General features: G+C 54.7%; 23 protein-coding genes and 1 tRNA gene. 7 read left to right on the top strand and 17 right to left on the bottom strand.

What is annotated here, in order from left to right; genetic code table 11:
- Nucleotides 1-404: 404 nt before the first annotated feature.
- The gene (locus AC2FJ5_RS17975) at nt 405-1,022 is read left to right on the top strand and encodes an invasion associated locus B family protein (RefSeq protein WP_282027399.1); all 618 of its coding nucleotides are present in this window, start codon (nt 405-407) and stop codon (nt 1,020-1,022) included.
- A gap of 40 nt (nt 1,023-1,062) precedes the next feature.
- On the opposite strand, the gene AC2FJ5_RS17970 is transcribed toward AC2FJ5_RS17975, so the two are convergent.
- The 4 genes from AC2FJ5_RS17970 to AC2FJ5_RS17955 are packed head-to-tail and all read right to left on the bottom strand — an operon-like array spanning nt 1,063 to nt 5,237.
- Entirely contained in the window at nt 1,063-2,271 is a 1,209-nt protein-coding gene (locus tag AC2FJ5_RS17970) for a beta-ketoacyl-[acyl-carrier-protein] synthase family protein (protein WP_142633754.1), read from the bottom strand.
- A gap of 9 nt (nt 2,272-2,280) precedes the next feature.
- On the bottom strand, nt 2,281-2,538 hold the full coding sequence (locus tag AC2FJ5_RS17965) for an acyl carrier protein (RefSeq protein ID WP_142633752.1): 258 nt from the start codon (nt 2,536-2,538) through the stop codon (nt 2,281-2,283).
- A 32-nt stretch (nt 2,539-2,570) separates the two neighbouring features.
- Complete coding sequence (gene lpxD, locus AC2FJ5_RS17960) at nt 2,571-3,662, bottom strand: UDP-3-O-(3-hydroxymyristoyl)glucosamine N-acyltransferase (protein WP_496794219.1); 1,092 nt, start codon at nt 3,660-3,662, stop codon at nt 2,571-2,573.
- A 36-nt stretch (nt 3,663-3,698) separates the two neighbouring features.
- The gene (locus AC2FJ5_RS17955) at nt 3,699-5,237 is read right to left on the bottom strand and encodes a L,D-transpeptidase family protein (protein ID WP_496794217.1); all 1,539 of its coding nucleotides are present in this window, start codon (nt 5,235-5,237) and stop codon (nt 3,699-3,701) included.
- 421 nt (nt 5,238-5,658) lie between these two features.
- On the opposite strand from AC2FJ5_RS17955, the gene mepK reads away from it, so the two are divergent.
- Nucleotides 5,659-6,228 carry a peptidoglycan L,D-endopeptidase MepK gene (gene mepK, locus AC2FJ5_RS17950; protein ID WP_142633747.1) on the top strand — a complete coding sequence of 190 codons (570 nt, stop codon included), beginning with the start codon at nt 5,659-5,661 and terminating at the stop codon, nt 6,226-6,228.
- Between the two features lie 165 nt (nt 6,229-6,393).
- On the opposite strand, the gene AC2FJ5_RS17945 is transcribed toward mepK, so the two are convergent.
- From AC2FJ5_RS17945 to iscR, 10 genes are all read right to left on the bottom strand, one after another.
- Nucleotides 6,394-6,470, bottom strand: a tRNA-Arg gene (locus AC2FJ5_RS17945).
- Nucleotides 6,471-6,536: 66 nt separating this feature from the next.
- Complete coding sequence (locus AC2FJ5_RS17940) at nt 6,537-7,757, bottom strand: cysteine desulfurase (protein ID WP_496701050.1); 1,221 nt, start codon at nt 7,755-7,757, stop codon at nt 6,537-6,539.
- A 14-nt stretch (nt 7,758-7,771) separates the two neighbouring features.
- On the bottom strand, nt 7,772-8,338 hold the full coding sequence (locus AC2FJ5_RS17935; RefSeq protein WP_496794216.1) for a YIP1 family protein: 567 nt from the start codon (nt 8,336-8,338) through the stop codon (nt 7,772-7,774).
- A complete protein-coding gene (locus AC2FJ5_RS17930; protein WP_142633741.1) occupies nt 8,335-8,820 on the bottom strand; it encodes a YIP1 family protein in 486 nt (161 codons plus the stop codon). Before AC2FJ5_RS17930 ends, AC2FJ5_RS17935 begins: the two co-directional genes overlap by 4 nt.
- Nucleotides 8,820-10,100, bottom strand: coding sequence for a Fe-S cluster assembly protein SufD (gene sufD, locus AC2FJ5_RS17925; RefSeq protein WP_496794215.1), 1,281 nt, complete (start codon nt 10,098-10,100; stop codon nt 8,820-8,822). The genes AC2FJ5_RS17930 and sufD overlap by 1 nt, the downstream gene beginning before the upstream one ends.
- Nucleotides 10,100-10,855 carry a Fe-S cluster assembly ATPase SufC gene (gene sufC, locus AC2FJ5_RS17920; protein WP_271947166.1) on the bottom strand — a complete coding sequence of 252 codons (756 nt, stop codon included), beginning with the start codon at nt 10,853-10,855 and terminating at the stop codon, nt 10,100-10,102. Before sufC ends, sufD begins: the two co-directional genes overlap by 1 nt.
- Before the next feature lie 111 nt (nt 10,856-10,966).
- Nucleotides 10,967-11,389, bottom strand: coding sequence for a hypothetical protein (locus AC2FJ5_RS17915; protein ID WP_496785100.1), 423 nt, complete (start codon nt 11,387-11,389; stop codon nt 10,967-10,969).
- Between the two features lie 2 nt (nt 11,390-11,391).
- On the bottom strand, nt 11,392-12,912 hold the full coding sequence (sufB, locus tag AC2FJ5_RS17910) for a Fe-S cluster assembly protein SufB (RefSeq protein ID WP_496794214.1): 1,521 nt from the start codon (nt 12,910-12,912) through the stop codon (nt 11,392-11,394).
- An 18-nt stretch (nt 12,913-12,930) separates the two neighbouring features.
- Nucleotides 12,931-14,010, bottom strand: a complete 1,080-nt coding sequence (locus AC2FJ5_RS17905) for a cysteine desulfurase family protein (RefSeq protein ID WP_496794212.1) — start codon at nt 14,008-14,010, stop codon at nt 12,931-12,933.
- 48 nt (nt 14,011-14,058) lie between these two features.
- Nucleotides 14,059-14,517, bottom strand: a complete 459-nt coding sequence (iscR, locus tag AC2FJ5_RS17900; RefSeq protein ID WP_142633731.1) for a Fe-S cluster assembly transcriptional regulator IscR — start codon at nt 14,515-14,517, stop codon at nt 14,059-14,061.
- Between the two features lie 178 nt (nt 14,518-14,695).
- Between iscR and AC2FJ5_RS17895 the strand changes: the two genes are divergently transcribed.
- The 3 genes from AC2FJ5_RS17895 to AC2FJ5_RS17885 are packed head-to-tail and all read left to right on the top strand — an operon-like array spanning nt 14,696 to nt 16,748.
- Nucleotides 14,696-15,349 (top strand): alpha/beta hydrolase, encoded by a 654-nt coding sequence (locus AC2FJ5_RS17895; RefSeq protein WP_142633729.1) that lies wholly within the window; start codon nt 14,696-14,698, stop codon nt 15,347-15,349.
- Nucleotides 15,349-15,594, top strand: a complete 246-nt coding sequence (locus tag AC2FJ5_RS17890; protein ID WP_142633727.1) for a hypothetical protein — start codon at nt 15,349-15,351, stop codon at nt 15,592-15,594. The genes AC2FJ5_RS17895 and AC2FJ5_RS17890 overlap by 1 nt, the downstream gene beginning before the upstream one ends.
- On the top strand, nt 15,591-16,748 hold the full coding sequence (locus AC2FJ5_RS17885; RefSeq protein ID WP_496794211.1) for an HD domain-containing protein: 1,158 nt from the start codon (nt 15,591-15,593) through the stop codon (nt 16,746-16,748). Before AC2FJ5_RS17890 ends, AC2FJ5_RS17885 begins: the two co-directional genes overlap by 4 nt.
- A 54-nt stretch (nt 16,749-16,802) precedes the next feature.
- Here AC2FJ5_RS17885 and AC2FJ5_RS17880 read toward each other — a convergent pair whose 3' ends face one another.
- Nucleotides 16,803-16,934: a hypothetical protein gene (locus tag AC2FJ5_RS17880; RefSeq protein ID WP_271947174.1), complete on the bottom strand. Its 132-nt coding sequence runs from the start codon at nt 16,932-16,934 to the stop codon at nt 16,803-16,805.
- Nucleotides 16,935-17,108: 174 nt separating this feature from the next.
- Between AC2FJ5_RS17880 and AC2FJ5_RS17875 the strand changes: the two genes are divergently transcribed.
- Both AC2FJ5_RS17875 and typA read left to right on the top strand, forming a co-directional pair.
- Nucleotides 17,109-17,444 (top strand): DMT family transporter, encoded by a 336-nt coding sequence (locus AC2FJ5_RS17875; RefSeq protein ID WP_496794210.1) that lies wholly within the window; start codon nt 17,109-17,111, stop codon nt 17,442-17,444.
- A 76-nt stretch (nt 17,445-17,520) separates the two neighbouring features.
- Nucleotides 17,521-19,338 carry a translational GTPase TypA gene (typA, locus tag AC2FJ5_RS17870; RefSeq protein ID WP_271947178.1) on the top strand — a complete coding sequence of 606 codons (1,818 nt, stop codon included), beginning with the start codon at nt 17,521-17,523 and terminating at the stop codon, nt 19,336-19,338.
- 190 nt (nt 19,339-19,528) lie between these two features.
- On the opposite strand, the gene AC2FJ5_RS17865 is transcribed toward typA, so the two are convergent.
- Together AC2FJ5_RS17865 and AC2FJ5_RS17860 are read right to left on the bottom strand one after the other, a co-directional pair.
- The gene (locus tag AC2FJ5_RS17865) at nt 19,529-19,699 is read right to left on the bottom strand and encodes a hypothetical protein (RefSeq protein WP_185956608.1); all 171 of its coding nucleotides are present in this window, start codon (nt 19,697-19,699) and stop codon (nt 19,529-19,531) included.
- Nucleotides 19,700-19,940: 241 nt separating this feature from the next.
- Nucleotides 19,941-20,206: hypothetical protein (locus AC2FJ5_RS17860; RefSeq protein ID WP_496794208.1), on the bottom strand; the 266-nt coding region annotated here is incomplete at its 5' end.

Here is a 20,206-nt window from a genome sequence, read left to right as displayed (position 1 = left end):
CCGCCCAGCATACAAAGTTAACCTTTGGCTGCGATAGTTTTCTGGTTGTTCGTGTATGAGAATTCCGCGGTCAACAAACTTCCTCCCTGTCGACTGGCCGCGCGTTCACGCGCGGCCCTTTTTTCACCATAGCTTCATAATTAAATTTTCAGGTTAGCAGTTGACCACCGCGCCGCCCTCTCGTAACGTCTGCTCATAATTAAGTCGGCCGGTCCGACGGGGAGAAAAATTCATGAAAGGGAGCCGCTCCACCGGCTCCCTTTTATCTTGGCCACACGTGTTGCCCACGGGGCCTCAGGCGAGATTCCGATCACTTCTGTCTTTTTACGCTGCATAATGCCTGACACTGCGCGCCAGTGGTGCTAGACCCGGCGAAAAGCCACATCAACAATCACGAGGCAATTATGTTCAGGACACCGATAAAGCTTGTTGCGGCAGCTTTTCTTTTCAACGGCGCCGCCCTGGCGCAAGAGACCACCGACACGGCAGAACCTGCCACCGAATCCCCTACGACCGAGCAGGTGGACAATGGTCTCGACCTGGGGCAGCCGGTCGATGAAACCGTCAAGGTCGGACAGCGCTATGACAAAGAAAAATTCGGCGACTGGAGCCTGAACTGTTTGAAGATGAACGCGGGCAAAGATCTGTGTTCGCTGCTGCAAGTCATAAATGGCCCGCAAGATGTGCCTATGGCTGAGTTTTCCATGTTCCGCCTACCCGAAGGCGGTTCGGCTGTAGCCGGAGCAAATATCTTGGTTCCGCTTGAAACCCTGTTGCAAGCGCAGCTGACCCTCTCAATCGACGGGGCGCCTGCCAAACGCTACAACTATTCGTTTTGTAACCCTGTTGGCTGTGTTGCCCAAATCGGCCTGACCCAAGGGGATATCGACGCAATGAAGCAGGGTAGCAAGGCGACTTTGACCATCGTTCCAGCGCCCGCGCCGGATCAGGTGATCGAACTTGACCTATCTTTGTCCGGGTTTACTGCAGGTTACGACATTGTTGATGTCGCAACCAACTGAAGACTACATTTCGAGAAAGCCGTTTAACCCAGCGGCTTTCTCAAATCCGCTTCAAGGCAAGTACAGCGTTCAGACCTCCGAAAGCGAAAGCGTTGCTTAGCGCAACCTCGATTTTCGCTTCGCGTGCCTCGTTGGGCACAACGTCCAAAGCACATTCCGGATCAGGTTCTTCGTAGCCAATCGTCGGTGCAATCACCCCATCTCGCAGGGCCATGATACAGGCCAAAAGCTCTACCGCGCCGGTTCCGCCAATTAAGTGACCATGCATCGACTTTGTGGATGAGATCAAAAGTTCGTCCGCATGCGGGCCGAAAACGCCAGCTACAGCGGCACATTCCGTTTTGTCATTGGCCGCAGTACCTGTGCCATGGGCGTTGATATAACCCACCTGATTGGCATTCAGGCCAGCATCAGACAACGCCCCTGACATCGCACGGGCAGCGCCCTGCTTGCTGGGCATCACAATGTCTGATGCATCCGAGGTCATCGCGAAACCAACAACTTCGCACAATATTTCTGCCCCACGCGCCTTCGCGTGCTCGTATTCCTCGAAGACAAAGATGCCTGCGCCCTCACCCTGCACCATACCGTTTCGGTTGGCGCTAAAGGGACGACAGGCATCCTTGGACATCACCCGCAGCCCTTCCCAGGCCTTAACGCCACCAAAGCACAACATGGATTCTGAGCCGCCGGTGATCATCGCAGGGGCCGCCCCGCTGCGCACCATCTGAAAGGCTTGCGCCATCGCATGGTTCGATGAGGCACAAGCAGTCGATACCGTAAAGCTGGGACCTTTGAGGTTATGTTCCATCGATACGTGGCTTGCCGCCGCGTTGTTCATAAGTTTAGGAACAACAAATGGATGGACCCTGTTCTTCCCGTCCTCATAGACTGAACGGTAGTTGTCGTCCCAGGTCGAAACGCCACCACCTGCTGTTCCCAGAACCACGCCAGATCGTGCAGCCAACTCACCGTGGAATTCGATCCCGGACTGATCTATGGCCTCTTTGGCCGCGGTCAGGGTAAACTGTGTAAACCTGTCATACAGAGTCATCTGTTGGCGGTTGAACCGACCCTCGGCTTCGAACCCCCGGACCTGCCCACCGATCTTGATCGCCAACCTGTCGACGTCTCGAAATTCAAGTTCCGAAATGCCACAACGGCCTTCCCGCATCGCCTCAAGCGTATCTGGAACTGAATGACCAAGCGAATTGATCGTGCCTGCCCCGGTTATTACTACCCGTTTCATTTGCTTGGGTCAGACCTTTTCTGCCACAAGCTTTTCGATCCCAGCAATGATCGCGGCGACATTTGAGATGTCAAAGTCACTGGCCGTTGGTTCATTGGCATTGAACGGAACGGTAATGTCGAACTCTTCTTCGATGGCAAAGATACTCTCGACCAGCCCCAGGCTGTCGATCCCCAGATCTTCGAGCGTACTTTCGGGCGTCACATCCGAAGGCTCCAACACGGCTTGTTCGGCAATGATGGCAATGACGCGGTCGGTGATGCTCATATCGATCCTCTGATTATCACGTTGAATGTGATTTAATCGCTCGGAGGCTGTTTGGAAACAGCCTTTTTCAACGCCTCCACGTCACGAAGCATCCGCGGCAATCTGCGCTGCGCCTTATAGACATCAGTAAAGGTTTCCATCTTCACAGCCGGGTAGCCCATCAACACACGACCGGCAGGTACGTTTGACAGGATTTTGGTACCACCGCCGACAATCACCCCGTCGCCAACGAAAATATTGTCCGAAACGCCTGACTGCCCACCCAGAACCACGTTATTGCCAAGCTCAACTGAACCGGAAATACCAGACTGACCACACAGCAGACAGTCATTACCAACGCGCGTGTTGTGGCCGATATGGACCTGATTATCCAGTTTTGTGCCATTCCCGATGCGAGTATTACGAATGGTCCCGTTGTCGATCGTACAATTCGCGCCGATCTCGACATCGTCGCCAATTTCCACAGAACCAAGTGAATGAATGCGCAGCCAGCTTTGCGCGCTGGCGTCTCCTGCATCCCCCAAGGTCTTGCGCGCGTTCTCTACCCCCGATACTTCGGGCGTAACAAAACTGAACCCGTCGCTACCGATCCTTGCCCCTGGTTGCGCGATAAAACGATCCCCGATCTGCACACGGGCACCAATGCTGACCATTTCGCGCAGAACCGCGTCTTCGCCCAACACAGCATCCATGCCTATGACGCAATGCGGTCCGATATTCGCCCCTCTGCCAACCCGGGCCCGTGCACCAATGACTGCCAGAGGGCCGATTGAGACCCCATCTGCCACATCCGCAGTTGGGTCGATGACTGCCGAAGGGTGAACCCCGGACCCAAAGCCCTGCCCTTTATCCAGCATGGAGGTGATCCCGGCCATCGCCATCCGCGGTCGCCGAACGAAAATTGCTGCCTTAAGCCCCAACGCCTGCCAGTCAGCACCTTCCCAAAGGATGGCGACCTGCGCCGAACCCGATCCCAGATCCTCGGCATATTTCGGCGACATCGCCATCGCCAGATCAGTGGCAGTTGCATCCGACGGTTCAGCAGCAGCATGTACGACTAGGCTGGCATCGCCCTTGAACTCAGCGTCAAGGGCATCTGCGATTTGTTGAACTGTATATTTCATGTGGGGCTTCCCGGAACTAGGACCTGCCCCCGGTGATTACCCCTGAACGTCCGGCAGGGCCACCCCTGCTTTCTGCAGAGCATTCCAGATTTTCTGATCACGGCCATAGACGTCGCGTCGGTACTGTACCTCACCTTTCGGGCCAATAAAGGCAGTGCGGTAAATCAAGTGGACAGGAACATGCTGCTCAAGCTTCACAGTGGTCTCTTTTCCAGTCGCGAGAATCCGATGGAAAAATGCCTTTGGGTTTTCTTCTTGCTTCGCCAACAGTGCGTAAGCGAATTCGAAAGGCTGCGCCAATCTGATACAACCATGCGAGAAGGCACGAGATTCCCGAGCGAACAGACTTTTCTGCGGTGTATCATGCAGATAGATGTTGTGCTTGTTGGGGAACATGAACTTCACCAGCCCCAGGGCATTGCTTTTGCTGGGCGGTTGGCGCATCGCGAAAGGAAAGTTGCTTGCGGTGAACTGGGTGAAATCTACTGCCCCGCGATTGACCTGGCGACCACTGCGATCGGTAATCTGAATATGCCCGACGGCATTTGGATTGGACTGCAGCTTTGGCAGGTATTCCTTGGTGATGATCGAGCGTGGAACATACCAGCTGGGGTTAATGACCATATGCTCCATCTTGTCGGAAAACTCGGGGCTCCGACGATCATGGGTGTTCTTGCCGATCACAGCGCGGGTTTCAAAGGTAATAAAGCCGTCATCAACAATCTTGGCTGAGAAATCAGCCTGATTGACCAGAATGTGGCGTTCACCGCGCTCGCGCGGCAACCAGCGCTCACGCTCCAGCGCGACATAAACGGCCTTCAGACGTTCCGAGGCGTTGCGGTTCAGTTCAGTAATTGTGCCCGGACCCGCGACGCCATCTGCGGCGAGACCATGTGCGATCTGAAACCGCTGGACAGCTGCTAGTAAGGAATCGTCAAAAACCGGACTGGCGGTTGGGTTCATAAAACCCATTTCAACCAATCTGTTACGCATCGCTATTACGGCGGGTCCCGTGTCTCCCAGCTCTAGCTTCGCTTGTGGAACTGTGGTCCCCCATCCGCCCCGGCGAACGATTTCTTCCAACGCAAGTTTCTGCTTCATCAAAGCCCGGTACTGGGTCGAGCTTGGCGCCAACTGATCGAAATAGGCCGCATCCTCCGAGGTCGTCAGTCCACGCAGATGCCCTGCTGTCGAGGTCGGCTCGACCTTCCTGACTAATCCATCGTCTATATCGGATGGTCGTAAAAGGCCTGTCCTCATGTCCTGAGCATAGGCTGCAAAAACGCGTGTCAACTCGACCTCGACGGCCCCAAGCTGACGCGCTGATTTTGCTGATTGAAGCCGGTCAACCAAGCCCTGCGCATCATAGGCGTTCGCGGGTAGCCCGTGTAATTCGACCGCAGAAAGCCCCTCAATCAACCGTTGACGACGTTCAGCATGTGCAGCCGTGTCGCCAACCCAAACAGGCACGAATCCTCTTTCACGGTAGAAATCGGCAATCTCAGACCCGGAAGGTGCAAATTCGGCAACCGCCATCTGGAATGCGGTGTCAGGCTTGGCCTCAGTGTTCGCCATCGCCGAAGACGTTAGAAAACATGCGGCCAAAGCAATACCGGTGCTTGCACGAAGAACAGAGAACATTTGGAGCCCTTGAATTTTCAATATAATACGCCGTTTCAGGCAATGCCGAACAATTATGGTTTTGCTTGAAACCCATTGTCTATTCACAAATGCATCAATTTCGTGCTTATACCCAAGCGTGATGCTTGTTTGCATCGGACAGATTTCGGCGACGGCCTAAGACGTTGGATCTTTGCCATTTTGCACCACCTGCGCAAAAAACTGCCGAAAATTCCCCCTTGAAAAGATGAATTCGAAAGACTTCTTGGCCGCCCTTCACGACTGTGTCATAAATCCCTCATCTGGGATGGGAATAAATTAATACAGCGCGCGTAACATCGTGTGCAGGCAGGAACAGTACGGGACGAAACACAAAATGACGACGAGCAGTTCCTCGGGTTTGACCCGGCGTGCTTTATTGGGCGCATTCGCAGCTACAGCAGTTGTAGCAACTCCAACCTACTCCAATGCAGCAGGATTCCTTCGTGGAGGTGGTGATATTCGCCGTATTCGCATGTATTCCGGACGCACTGGCGAGCGGATCGATATGATCTATTGGGTTGACGGTAAATACATCAAAGACGCGGTCAAAGAAGTGAACCACTTCATGCGCGATTGGCGCACCGACCAGGCCAAAGATATGGACCTCCGCACGATCGACATCATGGCGGCATCGCATAATCTGTTGGATGTCAACGAACCCTATATGCTGCTGTCGGGCTATCGCTCGCCGCAGACCAACGCGATGCTGCGGTCACGGTCGCGCCGTGTTGCCAAGAATTCGTTGCACATGAAAGGCCAGGCAGCCGACCTCCGCCTGTCATCTCGTTCGGTCTCGCAAATGGCCAAAGCGGCGATGTCTTGCCGTGCTGGTGGTGTTGGCAAATACCACCGCTCGAACTTCGTGCATATGGATTGCGGTGTGGTAAGAAGCTGGGGCGGTTGATCCGCCCCGCCCGTCGTCAAGAGAAGTTTGTCGGTCACGTAACCGTTTGAATGAGTAGATTTATCTGCCATTACGTAGGTGCCATTCCACTCAGGCAGCCTCATAAATCCTGCGCATACCGGCCGTTGCAGGTGATCTTCAATACGAGCCCAAATATTCAAGCAATGGCGCACCTGAGAGGATTCGAACCTCTGGCCTCTGCCTTCGGAGGGCAGCGCTCTATCCAGCTGAGCTACAGGTGCCTGAGCCGTTAGCTAACCTTGTTCCGGTCCGGGTGCAACTGAAAATCGACCCGGATCAAACAGGTTTCACGCGAACAGATCATGCGCAAGTTCAAGCGCTTCGATCAGGGTATCGACCTCATCTTTCGAGTTATAGAGACCAAAACTGGCGCGGCATGTCGCGGTGACTCCGAGGAAATCCATCAATGGTCCAGCACAATGGTGCCCGGCCCGAACAGCGACGCCCTTTTTATCCAAAATCGTCGAAATGTCATGTGCGTGGCCTGCACCGTCCAAAGTGAAGCTAAAGATCGCCGCTTTGTCCGGCCGTGTCCCCTGAAGCTGAATCCAGTTCAGCCCCGCAAACCTCTGCATCGCATAGTCTCGGATCCCGGCCTCATGAGCAGCAACGTTGTCCATCCCCAAATCCATCAGATAGTCCAGAGCGACGCCCAGTCCGATGGTTTGCACGATGCCAGGAGTTCCCGCCTCGAATTTCATCGGTGGATCATTGTAGATCACCTGATCCTTGCTGACCTCTTTGATCATGTCACCGCCACCGATAAACGGGCGCATTTCGGCCATCCGGCCAGATTTGATGTAAATCGCTCCCGATCCCGATGGGCCATAAAGCTTATGCCCGGTGATGGCGTAGAAATCGCAGCCGATATCCTGGACATCGACCGGCATATGCACGGCGCCTTGACTGCCATCCACCAGCACCGGGACGCCTTTGGCATGGGCGCCTTCTGTGATTGCTTTGACATCCACAACCGTGCCCAACACGTTCGAACAATGGGTCACCGCGACCAGCTTGGTTTTTGGACCGATGGCATCAATGACAGCTTGCGGATCAAGCCCGCCATCCGCATCCACATCCACCCATTTCAGCACTACTCCCTGACGCTCGCGCAGGAAATGCCAGGGTACGATGTTTGCATGATGCTCCATCACACTCAGAACGATCTCGTCCCCGGCCTGAAGACGCGGCATCGCCCAGCCATAGGCGACCAGATTGATGCCTTCGGTCGTGCCCGAGTTCAGAACAATTTCATCTTCATCCGTTACGCCCAGAAATCGGGCAATAGTTCCACGAACGGATTCGTATTTCTCGGTCGCCAGATTGGACAGATAGTGCAGCCCGCGATGCACATTTGCATATTCTTCGGTATAAGCCCGCGTCACAGCGTCAATGACAACCTGTGGCTTCTGAGCTGATGCTCCATTGTCCAGATAGGTCAGCGGCTTGCCGTTTACCTCTCGGGAAAGGATCGGAAAGTCAGCGCGAATTTTCTGCAGATCGAACATCGTATTTTTCTTCCCTAGACCGGGCCGTTGGGTGTGAACATGAGGACAAATGAAATTGAAATCAGTGCGGATAACAGAATGACCCCAAAAGATTTCAGCATCGAGTTGAACTTATGAGCTTCATTCAGGAAATGCATTGAGACGTAAAGGCTGACAAGTGCGGTCGCCAGCAAAAACATGACCATCATAAATGGAACAACCATCGAAACGATCAGCGTTACCGACATCGCTGCGATCTGAAGGAATTGCAGCCAGATCGTCAGGATCAGGATATCTTTGAATGTCGCAACGCCCCCGATAGTACGACCAACAAAAAGAAGAGCCACCACGCTGAGCAGCATCGCGCCTGACGAACGCAGAAGGTTCAGAATAACAGGATCAGAAACGGGAAGCGGTTCACCCTGCGGGACAGGGACCATCTGTTCGATACCAATTTGGATGGCACCGTTCAGAACGACAGCCAGAAAGAATGCCAGCCAGACAACTTCACGCCCGGGACGCAGATCCAGCAACCGTCTTGCCGCTTCGACAGGGTTGGTCAGGGTCAGAACAGCAATCTGACTCAGCGCGGCCGGATTCATTCCGCATACCTTTGCGCTTGCCTGAGGCCCGAAAACCAGAACCACAGGAATACGACGAACCAGACCAACCCGACAGTGGTCATGGTTGTCCCCGGACCGATAAATCCAGCGACAAGGCCGTTCAGCAAAATCAACGGCGTCGAGGATAGCAACGCCCAGAACAGAGCCAACCTTGCGCCATAGGCAGTCCCCTTTCCGCCGAACAGACGCGCCGCACCGTGGGACACGAAGGCCAGAAGGTAGAAGAACAGCGGCAAGATAATGACGGTTCCAAGCAAGGCACCGCCCAACAGCATGTTAAGCTCGAGGTCTTCGAGATGCGCCCGCCGGGACAAACGTGGCAGTTGCGCAATGAATGCCACCACGCAGAACGCCATTACAAAGACCAAAGCGCGGTCCTCACGTTCGCCCAAATCCAGAAGCCGGCTTACAACCCGGCCTGGTCCACGGTATGTGGCCACTATGTCCGACGTTACCGGCATCAGCTTCGCCGAGAAAGCCAGCCTTCAAGGCGGTCAACCATAGCCTCCGCAAGGCTTTCATCCTCGATCTCTTCCACAGCCTCGGCCAGGAACGACAAGGTCAGCAAATTTGTTGCCTCTTTGACGGGCACACCCCGAGACCGCAGGTAGAACAGAGCCGTTTCATCAAGCGCACCTGATGTCGAACCGTGCGAACAGACAACGTCATCGGCATAGATCTCAAGCTCGGGCTTGGCGAGGAACTGACTATCATCATCCAGTAGCAAAGACTGGCTGATCTGATACCCATCTGTTTTCTGAGCGCCCTCTTTCACAAGGATCTTGCCCTGAAACACGCCGGTCGCGCCGTTGCGCAGCACCTTCTTGAACACCTGGCGGCTTTCGCAACCAACCGCGTCATGGGTGACGAATACCGTGTCGTCATGGTGAAAGTCGCCATCTCCGACGCAGGCACCGGCCACGTGCGCCACCGCATCATCGCCGGTCAATTCGATCACCTGTTCGTTCCGGGTCAGAACACCGTTCATGGTCAGGGTGAAGGATTTGTAGACAGAATTGGCACCCAACCGTGTAAACATATGCGTCGCCGCACGACGCTCGTGGTCACGACCCTGGGCCCGCACATGGTGCAGCGAGCCACCATCGGCAATGTCAATTTCCATACATTTGTTGAAACGCGATGCCGCCGGCCCGTTTTCGAGAATGGTAACCTCGGCGTCAGTTTCGACCCGTACTACGTGATGCAGGATCGCATCCGAATCCTCGCACGCATGGCGATAGATCAGGCTGATCGGTTTCGATGGCTTACCGGTCACATGGATGGCCACGCCGTCTGATGCAAATGCGGTGTTCAATGCGGCCAGCGGGCGCTGAACCGGAACTTGTCCATTCGCTTCAAGAACGCCATACAAGTCTTTGGCCCAATGGATATCTTTGCAGCAAATATCTTCAAGCCGGTCGATCGAAACACCTTCGAGTGTCAGATCATCGGACTCTTCGGGATTGAACACTCCGTCAACGAAGACAATCTTCAAGCGGTCGAATTCATCGAACATTTGCGGCTCGTCCGACTCGAACAGCGCCGCATGCGCTGCATCAGCCGATACGAGCGTATCGGGTTGGGTGTATTTCCAGTACTCGTCGCGCCGGCTGGGCAAGCCCATTTGACGCACACGGGCAATCGCGTCCTCGCGCGCAGCGCGAGTACATCCGGCATCGGGCAACGACAGGACGGCCAGCCGCTCCTCCGTCGCAGTCTGTTTTGCTTGGGGCAACGCCATCAGTTCACCTCGGCCAGAATGTCGGCATAACCGTTGTTTTCAACCTCAAGTGCCAACTCGGGACCGCCAGTTTTTACGATCCGCCCGTCGGCCATAATATGCACGACATCAGGTTTGATGTGGTCCAGAAGGCGCTGATAATGCGTGATAACAAGGAAGCCACGCGCCTCGTCGCGCAGCGCGTTCACGCCCTCGGCAACCAGTTTCATCGCGTCTACATCCAAACCAGAATCTGTCTCGTCCAGAATGCACATTTTGGGCTCGAGCATGGCCATTTGCAGTATTTCGTTGCGCTTTTTCTCACCGCCAGAAAAGCCAACATTCACAGGGCGCTTCAGCATATCCGCATCGATCTTTAACGATTTGGCCTTGGCGCGCACCTCTTTCAGGAAATCGGCTGCTGAAAGCTCTTCTTCCCCGCGGGCCTTGCGCTGTGAATTCACAGCGGTGCGCAGAAAGGTCATGTTGCCAACGCCCGGGATTTCAACCGGATATTGGAACGCCAGGAAAACACCGGCTGCTGCGCGCTCTTCCGGTTCCATCTCGAACAGGTTCTCACCACCAAGGGTCGCCGAGCCTTCGGTCACTTCATACCCATCCCGACCGGACAGCACATAGCTGAGCGTCGATTTGCCCGAGCCATTCGGCCCCATGATCGCATGTACCTTGCCAGCCTCAACAGTCAGGTCCACACCTTTGAGGATTTGCTTGTCTTCTTCTTCAAGTTTGACGTGCAGGTTTTTGATTTCCAGCATGTTTTTTCCTTTTCTAAGGAGGCCGTGCTCAGTGCGCACCAGGCCTTTATCTTAATTTCTCCGGTCCGACCGCATCGCGATCGCAATTATGTCCGACGGTATGTTTCGTTCTCACCCAATCGCCGCCACCCGCATCGCCAGCGCTGCAATTCCCATGCCAACAAAGAAGGTGCCTACAAGAACGTTTCGAACCCTGCCCCGTTTAAAGGTCAGAAGAGTGATCACCCCCCAGATGGAAAAGATCAGCATCACCAAGCCAGAAACTCCGGCTGCAACCAGAACAGACAATACGAAACCCGGCATCTCTTCAGCATCAGCCTTCAAATTTTCGTAGTTTGCTGTTGTGAAGGCCAGAATTGTATTTATCGCCAGGCCAAGAAGCCCACAAAATAGCCCCCCAAAGACACGCAACAAACGACTTCCGCTGCTACCGGTTCGTGGTGCGGGTTGTTGACCCTCACCACCTAACATTGCGGCCTCACCCTGCGTGGATTGAATACGCTGAATCCTGCTTTGAAAATCAGACTGGCTCATGGTTACCCGACAGACCCTTCCAAGCTGATGGCCACCAACTGCTGGGCCTCCATCGCAAATTCCATTGGCAGTGCCTGTAGCACGTCCTTGCAGAACCCGTTGACAACAAGGGCCACGGCCTCTTCCTCGTCCATTCCGCGCTGACGGCAATAGAACAGCTGATCATCATCGACCTTCGACGTCGTCGCTTCATGCTCGACGCGCGATGAGTTGTTCTTGACCTCGATATAGGGCACCGTATGCGCCCCGCATTTGTCACCGATCAGCAAGCTGTCACACTGGGTGTAATTGCGGCTGTCCTTGGCTTTCGGATGCATCGAGACCAACCCGCGATAGGTGTTCTGCGCCTTGCCCGCGCTGATCCCTTTCGAAACGATCCGAGACTTGGTGTTCTTGCCGAGGTGGATCATCTTGGTGCCAGTGTCGGCCTGCTGATAGTTATTGGCAATCGCGATCGAATAGAACTCACCCTGACTTTCATTACCGCGCAGGATGCAGGACGGGTATTTCCATGTCACGGCAGAGCCGGTCTCCACCTGCGTCCACATCACCTTTGACCGGTCGCCGCGGCAATCCGCGCGCTTGGTCACAAAGTTATAGATGCCACCCTTGCCATTCTCATCCCCGGGGTACCAGTTTTGAACGGTCGAGTATTTTACCTCGGCATCTTCCTCGATAATGATTTCGACCACGGCAGCATGCAGCTGCGCAGTGTCGCGCTGAGGCGCAGTACAGCCTTCCAAGTAGCTGACATAGCTTCCTTTATCGGCAATGATCAGGGTACGTTCAAACTGACCGGTGTTCTCCGCATTGATGCGGAAATAGGTGCTCAGCTCCATCGGGCAGCGTACGCCCGGCGGGATGTAGACAAATGACCCGTCCGAGAACACGGCTGAGTTCAGCGTGGCATAGAAATTATCGGATACCGGAACCACGGTGCCCAGGTATTTCTTGACCAGCTCGGGGTGCTCTCTGATCGCCTCAGAAATCGAACAGAAGATCACACCGGCCTTTTTCAATTCGGCCTGAAAGGTTGTGCCAACGGACACCGAGTCGAACACCGCATCCACGGCCACCTTGCGGACCTCAGCTGGCATATCCTCAGCACCTTCGACGCCAGCCAGAATCATCTGTTCTTTCAGTGGGATACCGAGCTTTTCGTAAGTGGCCAGCAGCTTCGGATCCACTTCATCCAGCGATTTCGGCTTTACCTCCATCGATTTCGGACGGGCATAGTAATACTGGTTCTGAAAGTCGATTTCGGGATAGCTGACCATCGCCCATTTCGGCTCTTCCATCTTGGTCCAGCGTTCGAACGCGGCCAGACGCCATTCGGTCATCCATTCCGGTTCTTCATTCTTGTCCGAGATCAGACGGACGATATCGGGGTTCACGCCTTTTGGGGCGTATTCCATCTCGATATCGGTGTTCCAGCCGTATTTATAGGTTCCGGCCTCGCGCACCGCATCAACGGTTTCCTGATCGACACCTTCTTTTACCTGAGTCTGGTCCAAAGCGGCCATGACTTATCCTCCGTCAGATCACGCGGCACGCGCGCGATGCTTTTTCTCTTTTTCCAGCCACGTATCCGCGAAACGCAGCACATCATCTTCTGTCGTCCAAGGGCCGAGCGATACGCGAATTGCGCTGGCTGCCGTTACCTCGTCATATCCCATTGCCGTCAAAACTCGGCTGGTCTTTACCTTGCCACTTGAACAGGCCGAACCTGCGCTGATCGCAAATCCAGCCAGATCCATCTGCATAACTTGCGTCTCCCCTTTCCATCCGGGAGTTGCAAAACACAAAGTGTTGGGGAGTCGCTCCTGATCTTTCCCGACAAAAATAGTCGCTTTCGATCCGGCCTCAAGAGCGTTCTCTAGAATATTTCTAAATTTAGCAACATTTTCCCAAACACCGTTAGCCAGATCTTTCACTGCGGCCTCGGCAGCGGCACCAAAACCCGCGATTCCAACAACGTTTTCCGTCCCGGAGCGCCGGCCCATTTCCTGCCCGCCACCAACCGCAAGCGGGTTGATGTCCAGCCCTTGTTTTAGGATCAGAGCGCCAACACCCTTAGGACCGCCGATTTTATGCGCCGAAAGAACCGCCATATCCGCATCGCTCCAGGCGAAGGAAAAGGGAATACGGCCAACAGCCTGTGTAATATCCAGCAACAACCAATCGGCGCGCCGTGCGCCATAGGGCCACTGACCTTCGACCTTTTTCGGTGGCAAGGTAACGATACCTGTTTCTGAATTCGCCAACCCCATTGCTAAGATGTGACCAGGTCCGAACGGGCGTTCGTCGCAGTTCGATAGATCAAGATGCGACCAAAGCGCGTCATGCGCCGTTGCATCGACGAACACATCGCAATTATTCGGTCTATTCTGCAGGACCCGAGCCGCTTCGGTCGCACCTGAGGTGAAAATAACTTCCTGCGGTCGGCACCCGACAGCTTCGGCCACCTGCGCCCGTGCACGCTCGACCATGGCCTTTGCCGCTCGTCCTTCAGCGTGAACCGAGGAAGGGTTACCGATCTGATCCATTGCCGTGATCATCGCATCGCGCGCTTCGGGGCGAATTGGCGTTGTGGCGTTATGATCAAGGTAAACACGATTCATGGATGCACCTTTTGGCAACCAAAGGGACTTGGACAAAGCAAATTCATCTTACTCGTCCACGACCGCGAACAGATTGGGAACAGCCGGACAGGGTGCCAAGTCGTTCCTGATCACATCAGAAAGCCGCGTTTGATGCAGAAACACATAAACATGGGCACTCAGCCCTTCCCACAATCGGTTGGTCAGCGATTGCGCACGACTGCCCGATGAGGCCCCGGATGCCCCTGCCCCTTTTTTCAACGCGTCTACAGTTTCGTCGACGGCGGACAGAATTTCGACTACACGGATTTCCGACGCAGGGCGCGCCAACCGATAACCTCCGCCCGGACCGCGCACTGACGAGACAAGCTCGGCCCGGCGCAGCTTTACGAACAGCTGTTCAAGATAAGGCAACGAGATGTCCTGCCGTTCGGAAATTTCGCTCAGCGTTACCAGTCCGTCAGAAGACTGAAGAGCGATATCAGCCAAGGCCACCATCGCGTAACGACCCTTGGTCGAAAGCTTCATTCTCATTCCCTTATGGCAGTTAACGCGCGAAATCATTGACGCCGCCGCTGCCAGTGCGTATCTCCGACTGACAGCGCCCTTGCGCCGACTATCACAATTAGAACCGTTCTAAGGTGTCCGACGATTATCGTCAAGTATTTCCGGACACCCAGAAGAAAAAGACAGGACCTATGCACACATGCCCGAGGTGATTTTTCCCGGACCCGAAGGCCGCCTGGAAGGCCGCTACCACCCGCAAAAGGAAAAAGACGCACCGATCGCCATCGTGTTGCACCCGCATCCTCAATTTGGCGGGACCATGAACAACAAGGTGGTCTATAATCTGCACTATGCGTTCTACAACATGGGTTTCACCGTGTTGCGGTTCAACTTTCGCGGTGTTGGCCGCAGCCAGGGCGAATATGACCAGGGCGTAGGCGAGCTGAGTGATGCGGCATCGGCACTGGACTACCTGCAGTCGATGAACAACAATTCGAAACACTGCTGGGTCGCAGGGTTCTCGTTCGGAGCCTGGATCGGGATGCAACTGCTTATGCGCCGCCCTGAGATTACCGGTTTCATCAGCGTTTCTCCGCCAGCCAACATGTATGATTTCTCGTTCCTGGCGCCCTGCCCCTCTTCGGGTCTGATTATCAACGGATCCTCTGATCGGGTAGCCCCGCCTGCAGACACCACTGCATTGGTTAACAAGCTGCATGAACAGAAGGGCATCACAATCACCCATAACGAAGTTGAGGGTGCAGACCACTTCTTTCAGGATCGCCACATGGATACGCTGATCACTGATGTAAGTGACTATGTGAAACGGCGGCTGACAGAGAACACGCGCTAATGTCCGACACGATCATCAGGCTTGCTTCCAAGCTGGCCGAAGACACAATGAAAGTGATGGACGAAACCGGAAACGACCGCTTCTTCATGGAAGTTGGCGAAGTGATCGGGGCGTCCTCACAAACATTGGAAGAAGCATTCCTGACCGAGATCCGTGTCCGGATGGCCGAACGTAAGGCCCGCAAGTTTGTCGTCGAGAAATTGACCGAACATCGGTCAAAACTGAAAGCTATAGAAAAACAATGACGCAAAGATTGTCCGCGCAAATCGACTTCCTTAAACGCGCGGACAGGCTGAAATCTGTCAATCGTGCCAACGCCTTGTTGGATCAGTCCCGCCCAGAGAACGCGGCTGAGCATAGTTGGCAACTGGCGCTTTGGGCCCTGGTTTTGGAACCGGTTGCCGGGCCAGACGTGAATATCGACCGCGTGATCAAAATGCTACTGCTGCATGATCTGGTCGAAATCATCGTAGGCGATCACCCGATTCACCTGAAAACAGATTGGAAAGCACTGGAATTGGCGGAACAAACAGCTGCTGAAGAGCTGTTTGGCATGCTGCCTGCGGATCAGGCCACGACGTTTCTGGCTCTTTGGCAAGAATTCGAAGCCGACGCTACTCCGGACGCGAAATTCGCCAAGATTCTGGATCGGTCGCAACCGATGTTTCAGGTGCTGTGTGCAGAACGGCCAAACCCAGAGCATTTAGCTGTCGTGAATGACAACCTGAAACAAGGTCGCGCTGCCTATCTGCAACAAGCTTTCCCGGACGCATATAATCTTGCCCAAGCACTGCTGAATGGAGGCAAACTCGAAACCTCCGAGCTTTCTTTGCGTTTGGGTTTCTTGTCCGAAACTGACCAACTCAAATCGGTTCAGCGCGCATCGCGTCTGCTCTATGATGACCGGTTTGAGAATTCAGCCGAACATTCCTGGCACATCATGCTTTTTGCCTGGGTCCTGTCCGAATATGCAGCCCCTTCCGTTTCTGTAAACCGCGCCCTCAGAATGCTTTTGCTGCACGACATTGTTGAAATTGACGCCGGTGATCACCCAATTCATGGGCAGGTCGACCACGCGGCACAAGCCGCCGAGGAACTTGCTGCGGCGCAAAGGTTGTTTGGAATGCTCCCAGAGGTGCAAAATCAAGAATTCATGTCGATCTGGCAGGAGTTTGAACAGGCTGAAAGCCCCGATGCCTGTTTCGCCAAAGCGATTGATCGCTTCCAAACCCCGGTTGGCAACCTCGAGACAGGAGGCGGTTCCTGGATTGATTACAACGTCACATACGAACAAATCCACAGCCGTGTGGGCACGGTGATTATTCCCGGTGCACCAGCCCTGTGGGCATGGCTGGATCCGTTGCTTCGGGGTTACTTTTCTGAGACTGCAGAAGGCTGAAAACACAGCGGAAAAAGGAGCATAACACCCCTTTTTCCTGTATTCGGCAGTCGCTTAAACCGATGTACCAATCAATCGCTCAACATTTCGGGCTGCTTTTGTTTCGACGGACCCCCCGCCAGCAAGCCACCCAAGCGCAACAATAAGTGCCGAAAGAGCGATGACGTATTTTGCAAATTTCGTCATGGCGATACTCATAAAAAAACACGATAAAACCCGGACAAAGTATCACATTGCCGAAAATCCACATAGTCGGGTAATCCTGACCCCTGACGGATGCCTGTAAACTCCTGCTATCGCTTGCGCGTATCGGTCATTTCGTGCTCAACCCAATGCAACCTTATTGAATGCGAGACCCCCGTGCCCAAAGCATATCTTCTACTGCTGTTGGCAGTTGTTGCCGAAACGATTGGTACCACTGCACTTCAGGCCAGCCAGCAATTCAGCCGGTTCTGGCCGTCAGTGCTTGTGGTTGTTGGCTATGGAATTGCCTTTTATCTGATGGCCCTCACGCTCAAATACATGCCGGTTGGTATCGTCTATGCAATCTGGTCCGGTCTTGGAATCGTGCTGATTGCCATCATCGGTTTCATTGTCTTTGGTCAGAGGTTGGATTTACCCGGGATCGCTGGACTCAGCATGATTTTGGGTGGAATACTAATCATACACCTCTTTTCCAGTACAGCAGGACACTGACGATCGGTTAGGGCTGGCATATTTCGCCGAGCCGCGTTATGCGCGCGTCAACTTCCCGTTCAAAGGCTGACCTCTCATGGACCTGCGCAATATCGCAATCATCGCTCACGTGGACCACGGCAAAACAACGCTGGTCGATGAGCTGCTAAAACAATCCGGTGCGTTCCGGGAAAATCAGGCTGTCGCAGAACGCGCCATGGACAGCAATGACCTCGAGCGTGAGCGTGGTATCACCATCCTTGCAAAGGCCACTTCGGTGGAGTGGAAAGGCACGCGGATCAATATCGTCGATACGCCGGGCCACGCCGATTTCGGCGGCGAGGTTGAGCGCATCCTCAGCATGGTCGACGGCGTTGTCCTGCTGGTCGATGCTGCCGAAGGTCCGATGCCTCAGACCAAATTCGTGACCTCCAAGGCGCTGGCGCTGGGTCTGCGTCCGATTGTGGTGCTGAACAAAGTCGACAAGCCCGACGCCGAACCAGACCGCGCGCTGGACGAATGCTTTGATCTGTTCGCAAACCTTGGTGCCGATGACGATCAGCTTGATTTCCCTTCAATGTACGCCTCAGGCCGGTCGGGCTGGGCAGATATGGAACTGGAAGGACCCCGCAAGGATCTGTCTGCACTGTTCGACCTAATCGTTGACCACGTCCCTGCTCCCAAACAGATCGAACGCAAGGACGAACCCTTCCGGATGCTTGCCACGACACTGGGCAGCGACCCGTTCATCGGCCGCATTCTGACTGGCCGTGTCGAAAGTGGTACGCTCAAGGCAGGTGACACCCTCAAGGCGCTCAGCCGGGATGGAACACTTATCGAGAACTTCCGCGCCTCAAAAATCCTAGCTTTCCGCGGTTTGGGGCAGCAACCCATTGATGTGGCCGAGGCGGGCGATATCGTTACCATCGCAGGTATGAGCAAAGCGACCGTGGCAGATTCGCTTGTTGCCCCACAGGTCGAAGACGCTCTGCCCGCGCAGCCGATCGACCCGCCGACCATCACAGTGACCTTTGGTATCAACGATTCGCCCCTTGCCGGCCGAGACGGTAAAAAGGTTCAGTCCCGTGTCATTCGCGACCGTTTGATGAAAGAAGCAGAATCAAACGTCGCCATTCGCATTACCGACACGCCGGGCGGTGAGGCCTTCGAAGTTGCGGGACGCGGCGAATTGCAGATGGGTGTTCTGATCGAAAACATGCGCCGCGAAGGGTTCGAGCTGAGTATCTCTCGCCCACAGGTACTTTTCCGCGAAGAAGACGGTCAGCGCCTAGAGCCCATCGAAGAAGTCACCATTGACGTGGATGACGAGTATTCCGGCTCGGTCATTGAAAAGATAACAGGTGTCCGCAAAGGTGAACTGGCCGAGATGCGGCCTGCTGGTACGGGCAAAACCCGCATCATCGCCCATGTGCCGTCACGCGGGTTGATCGGTTATCACGGTGAATTCCTGACAGATACACGCGGTACTGGCGTTTTGAACCGTGTGTTCCACGACTGGGCACCGCATAAAGGGCAAATTCCGGGCCGCCGCGCAGGCGTTCTGATCTCGATGGAGAACGGACAGGCAGTTGCCTATGCCCTTTGGAACCTCGAAGAGCGTGGCCGCATGTTTGTTGGCCCTCAGACCGATGTATATCAGGGTATGGTTATCGGCGAGCATTCGCGCGACAACGATCTTGAGGTTAACCCGCTGAAGGGGAAAAAGCTGACCAACGTCCGGGCCAGCGGATCGGATGACGCTGTGCGCCTGACACCCCATATTCAGTTCTCGTTGGAAGAGGCGATCGCCTATATCGACGATGACGAACTTGTCGAAGTGACCCCGAACGCAATCCGTCTGCGCAAACGCTTTCTGGATCCGCACGAGCGCAAGCGTATGGCAAGATCTGCCTGATCATTGCAGTGATGCAGTTCACAGATTGGAAACAATAACACAATCGTGACATATTTGCGCACACGCGTATTAAGGTCCATCCTGGAAGGCTCGCTCTCAAAGCGGGCCTTCTTTTTGTTTTACCTACACTTTCTTCTTTAAGTTGTTTCACTTTTAACATTCACAATTTTAGGAAACTTGTAATTCTGGCTCAAAAGGGATGTATTTGTGTCCAAAGTATGGCACCTGTTTGCCTGCCAAGTTTTGAGTAATGAGTATCAAGGAGTAGCGCCATGCGCATTAAGTCTCGCTTACTTTCAATAGTATTTGTTTCAGCAACATTCCCAGTTATTTCAGCTGTATCCGCTTCAGCTTCAGACATGTGTACAATACGAACAGCCAAACAGTCGGTATCGACTGAAACGCTTTGTGCATGTTCTGTTGTAGACGCCCGGATGCTGCGCTATTTGCAGCGACGCTCAGATTTCGAGGACATCTTGTCCCGTACATTGGAGAGTTGCCCAGCTTTTGCAGCAGTTCTGACTGACTTTCCAACCGCATCTATTCTCGGAAATGAGCAACGATCAGGAGACGGCCCTGCTGATGAAAATGGCGGTGGTGGTTCAGGCGGTGGCGGCGGCGGCGGTGGTACCGGCGGTGGCGGCGGCGGCGGTGGTACCGGCGGCGGCGGCGGCGGCGATGGTGACGACGGCGACGATGGTGACGACGGCGACGATGGTGATGACGGCGACGGTGGTGACGGCGGCGACGGTGGTGACGGCGGCGACGGTGGTGACGGCGGCGACGGTGGTGACGGCGGCGAAGGTGGCGACGGCGGCGAAGGTGGCGACGGCGGCGAAGGTGGCGACGGCGGCGAAGGTGGCGACGG

The organism is Ruegeria sp. CDSA221, assembly GCF_059611825.1.
Note: the sequence above shows the minus strand (reverse complement) of the source record. Positions and strands in the feature narration are given on the sequence as shown.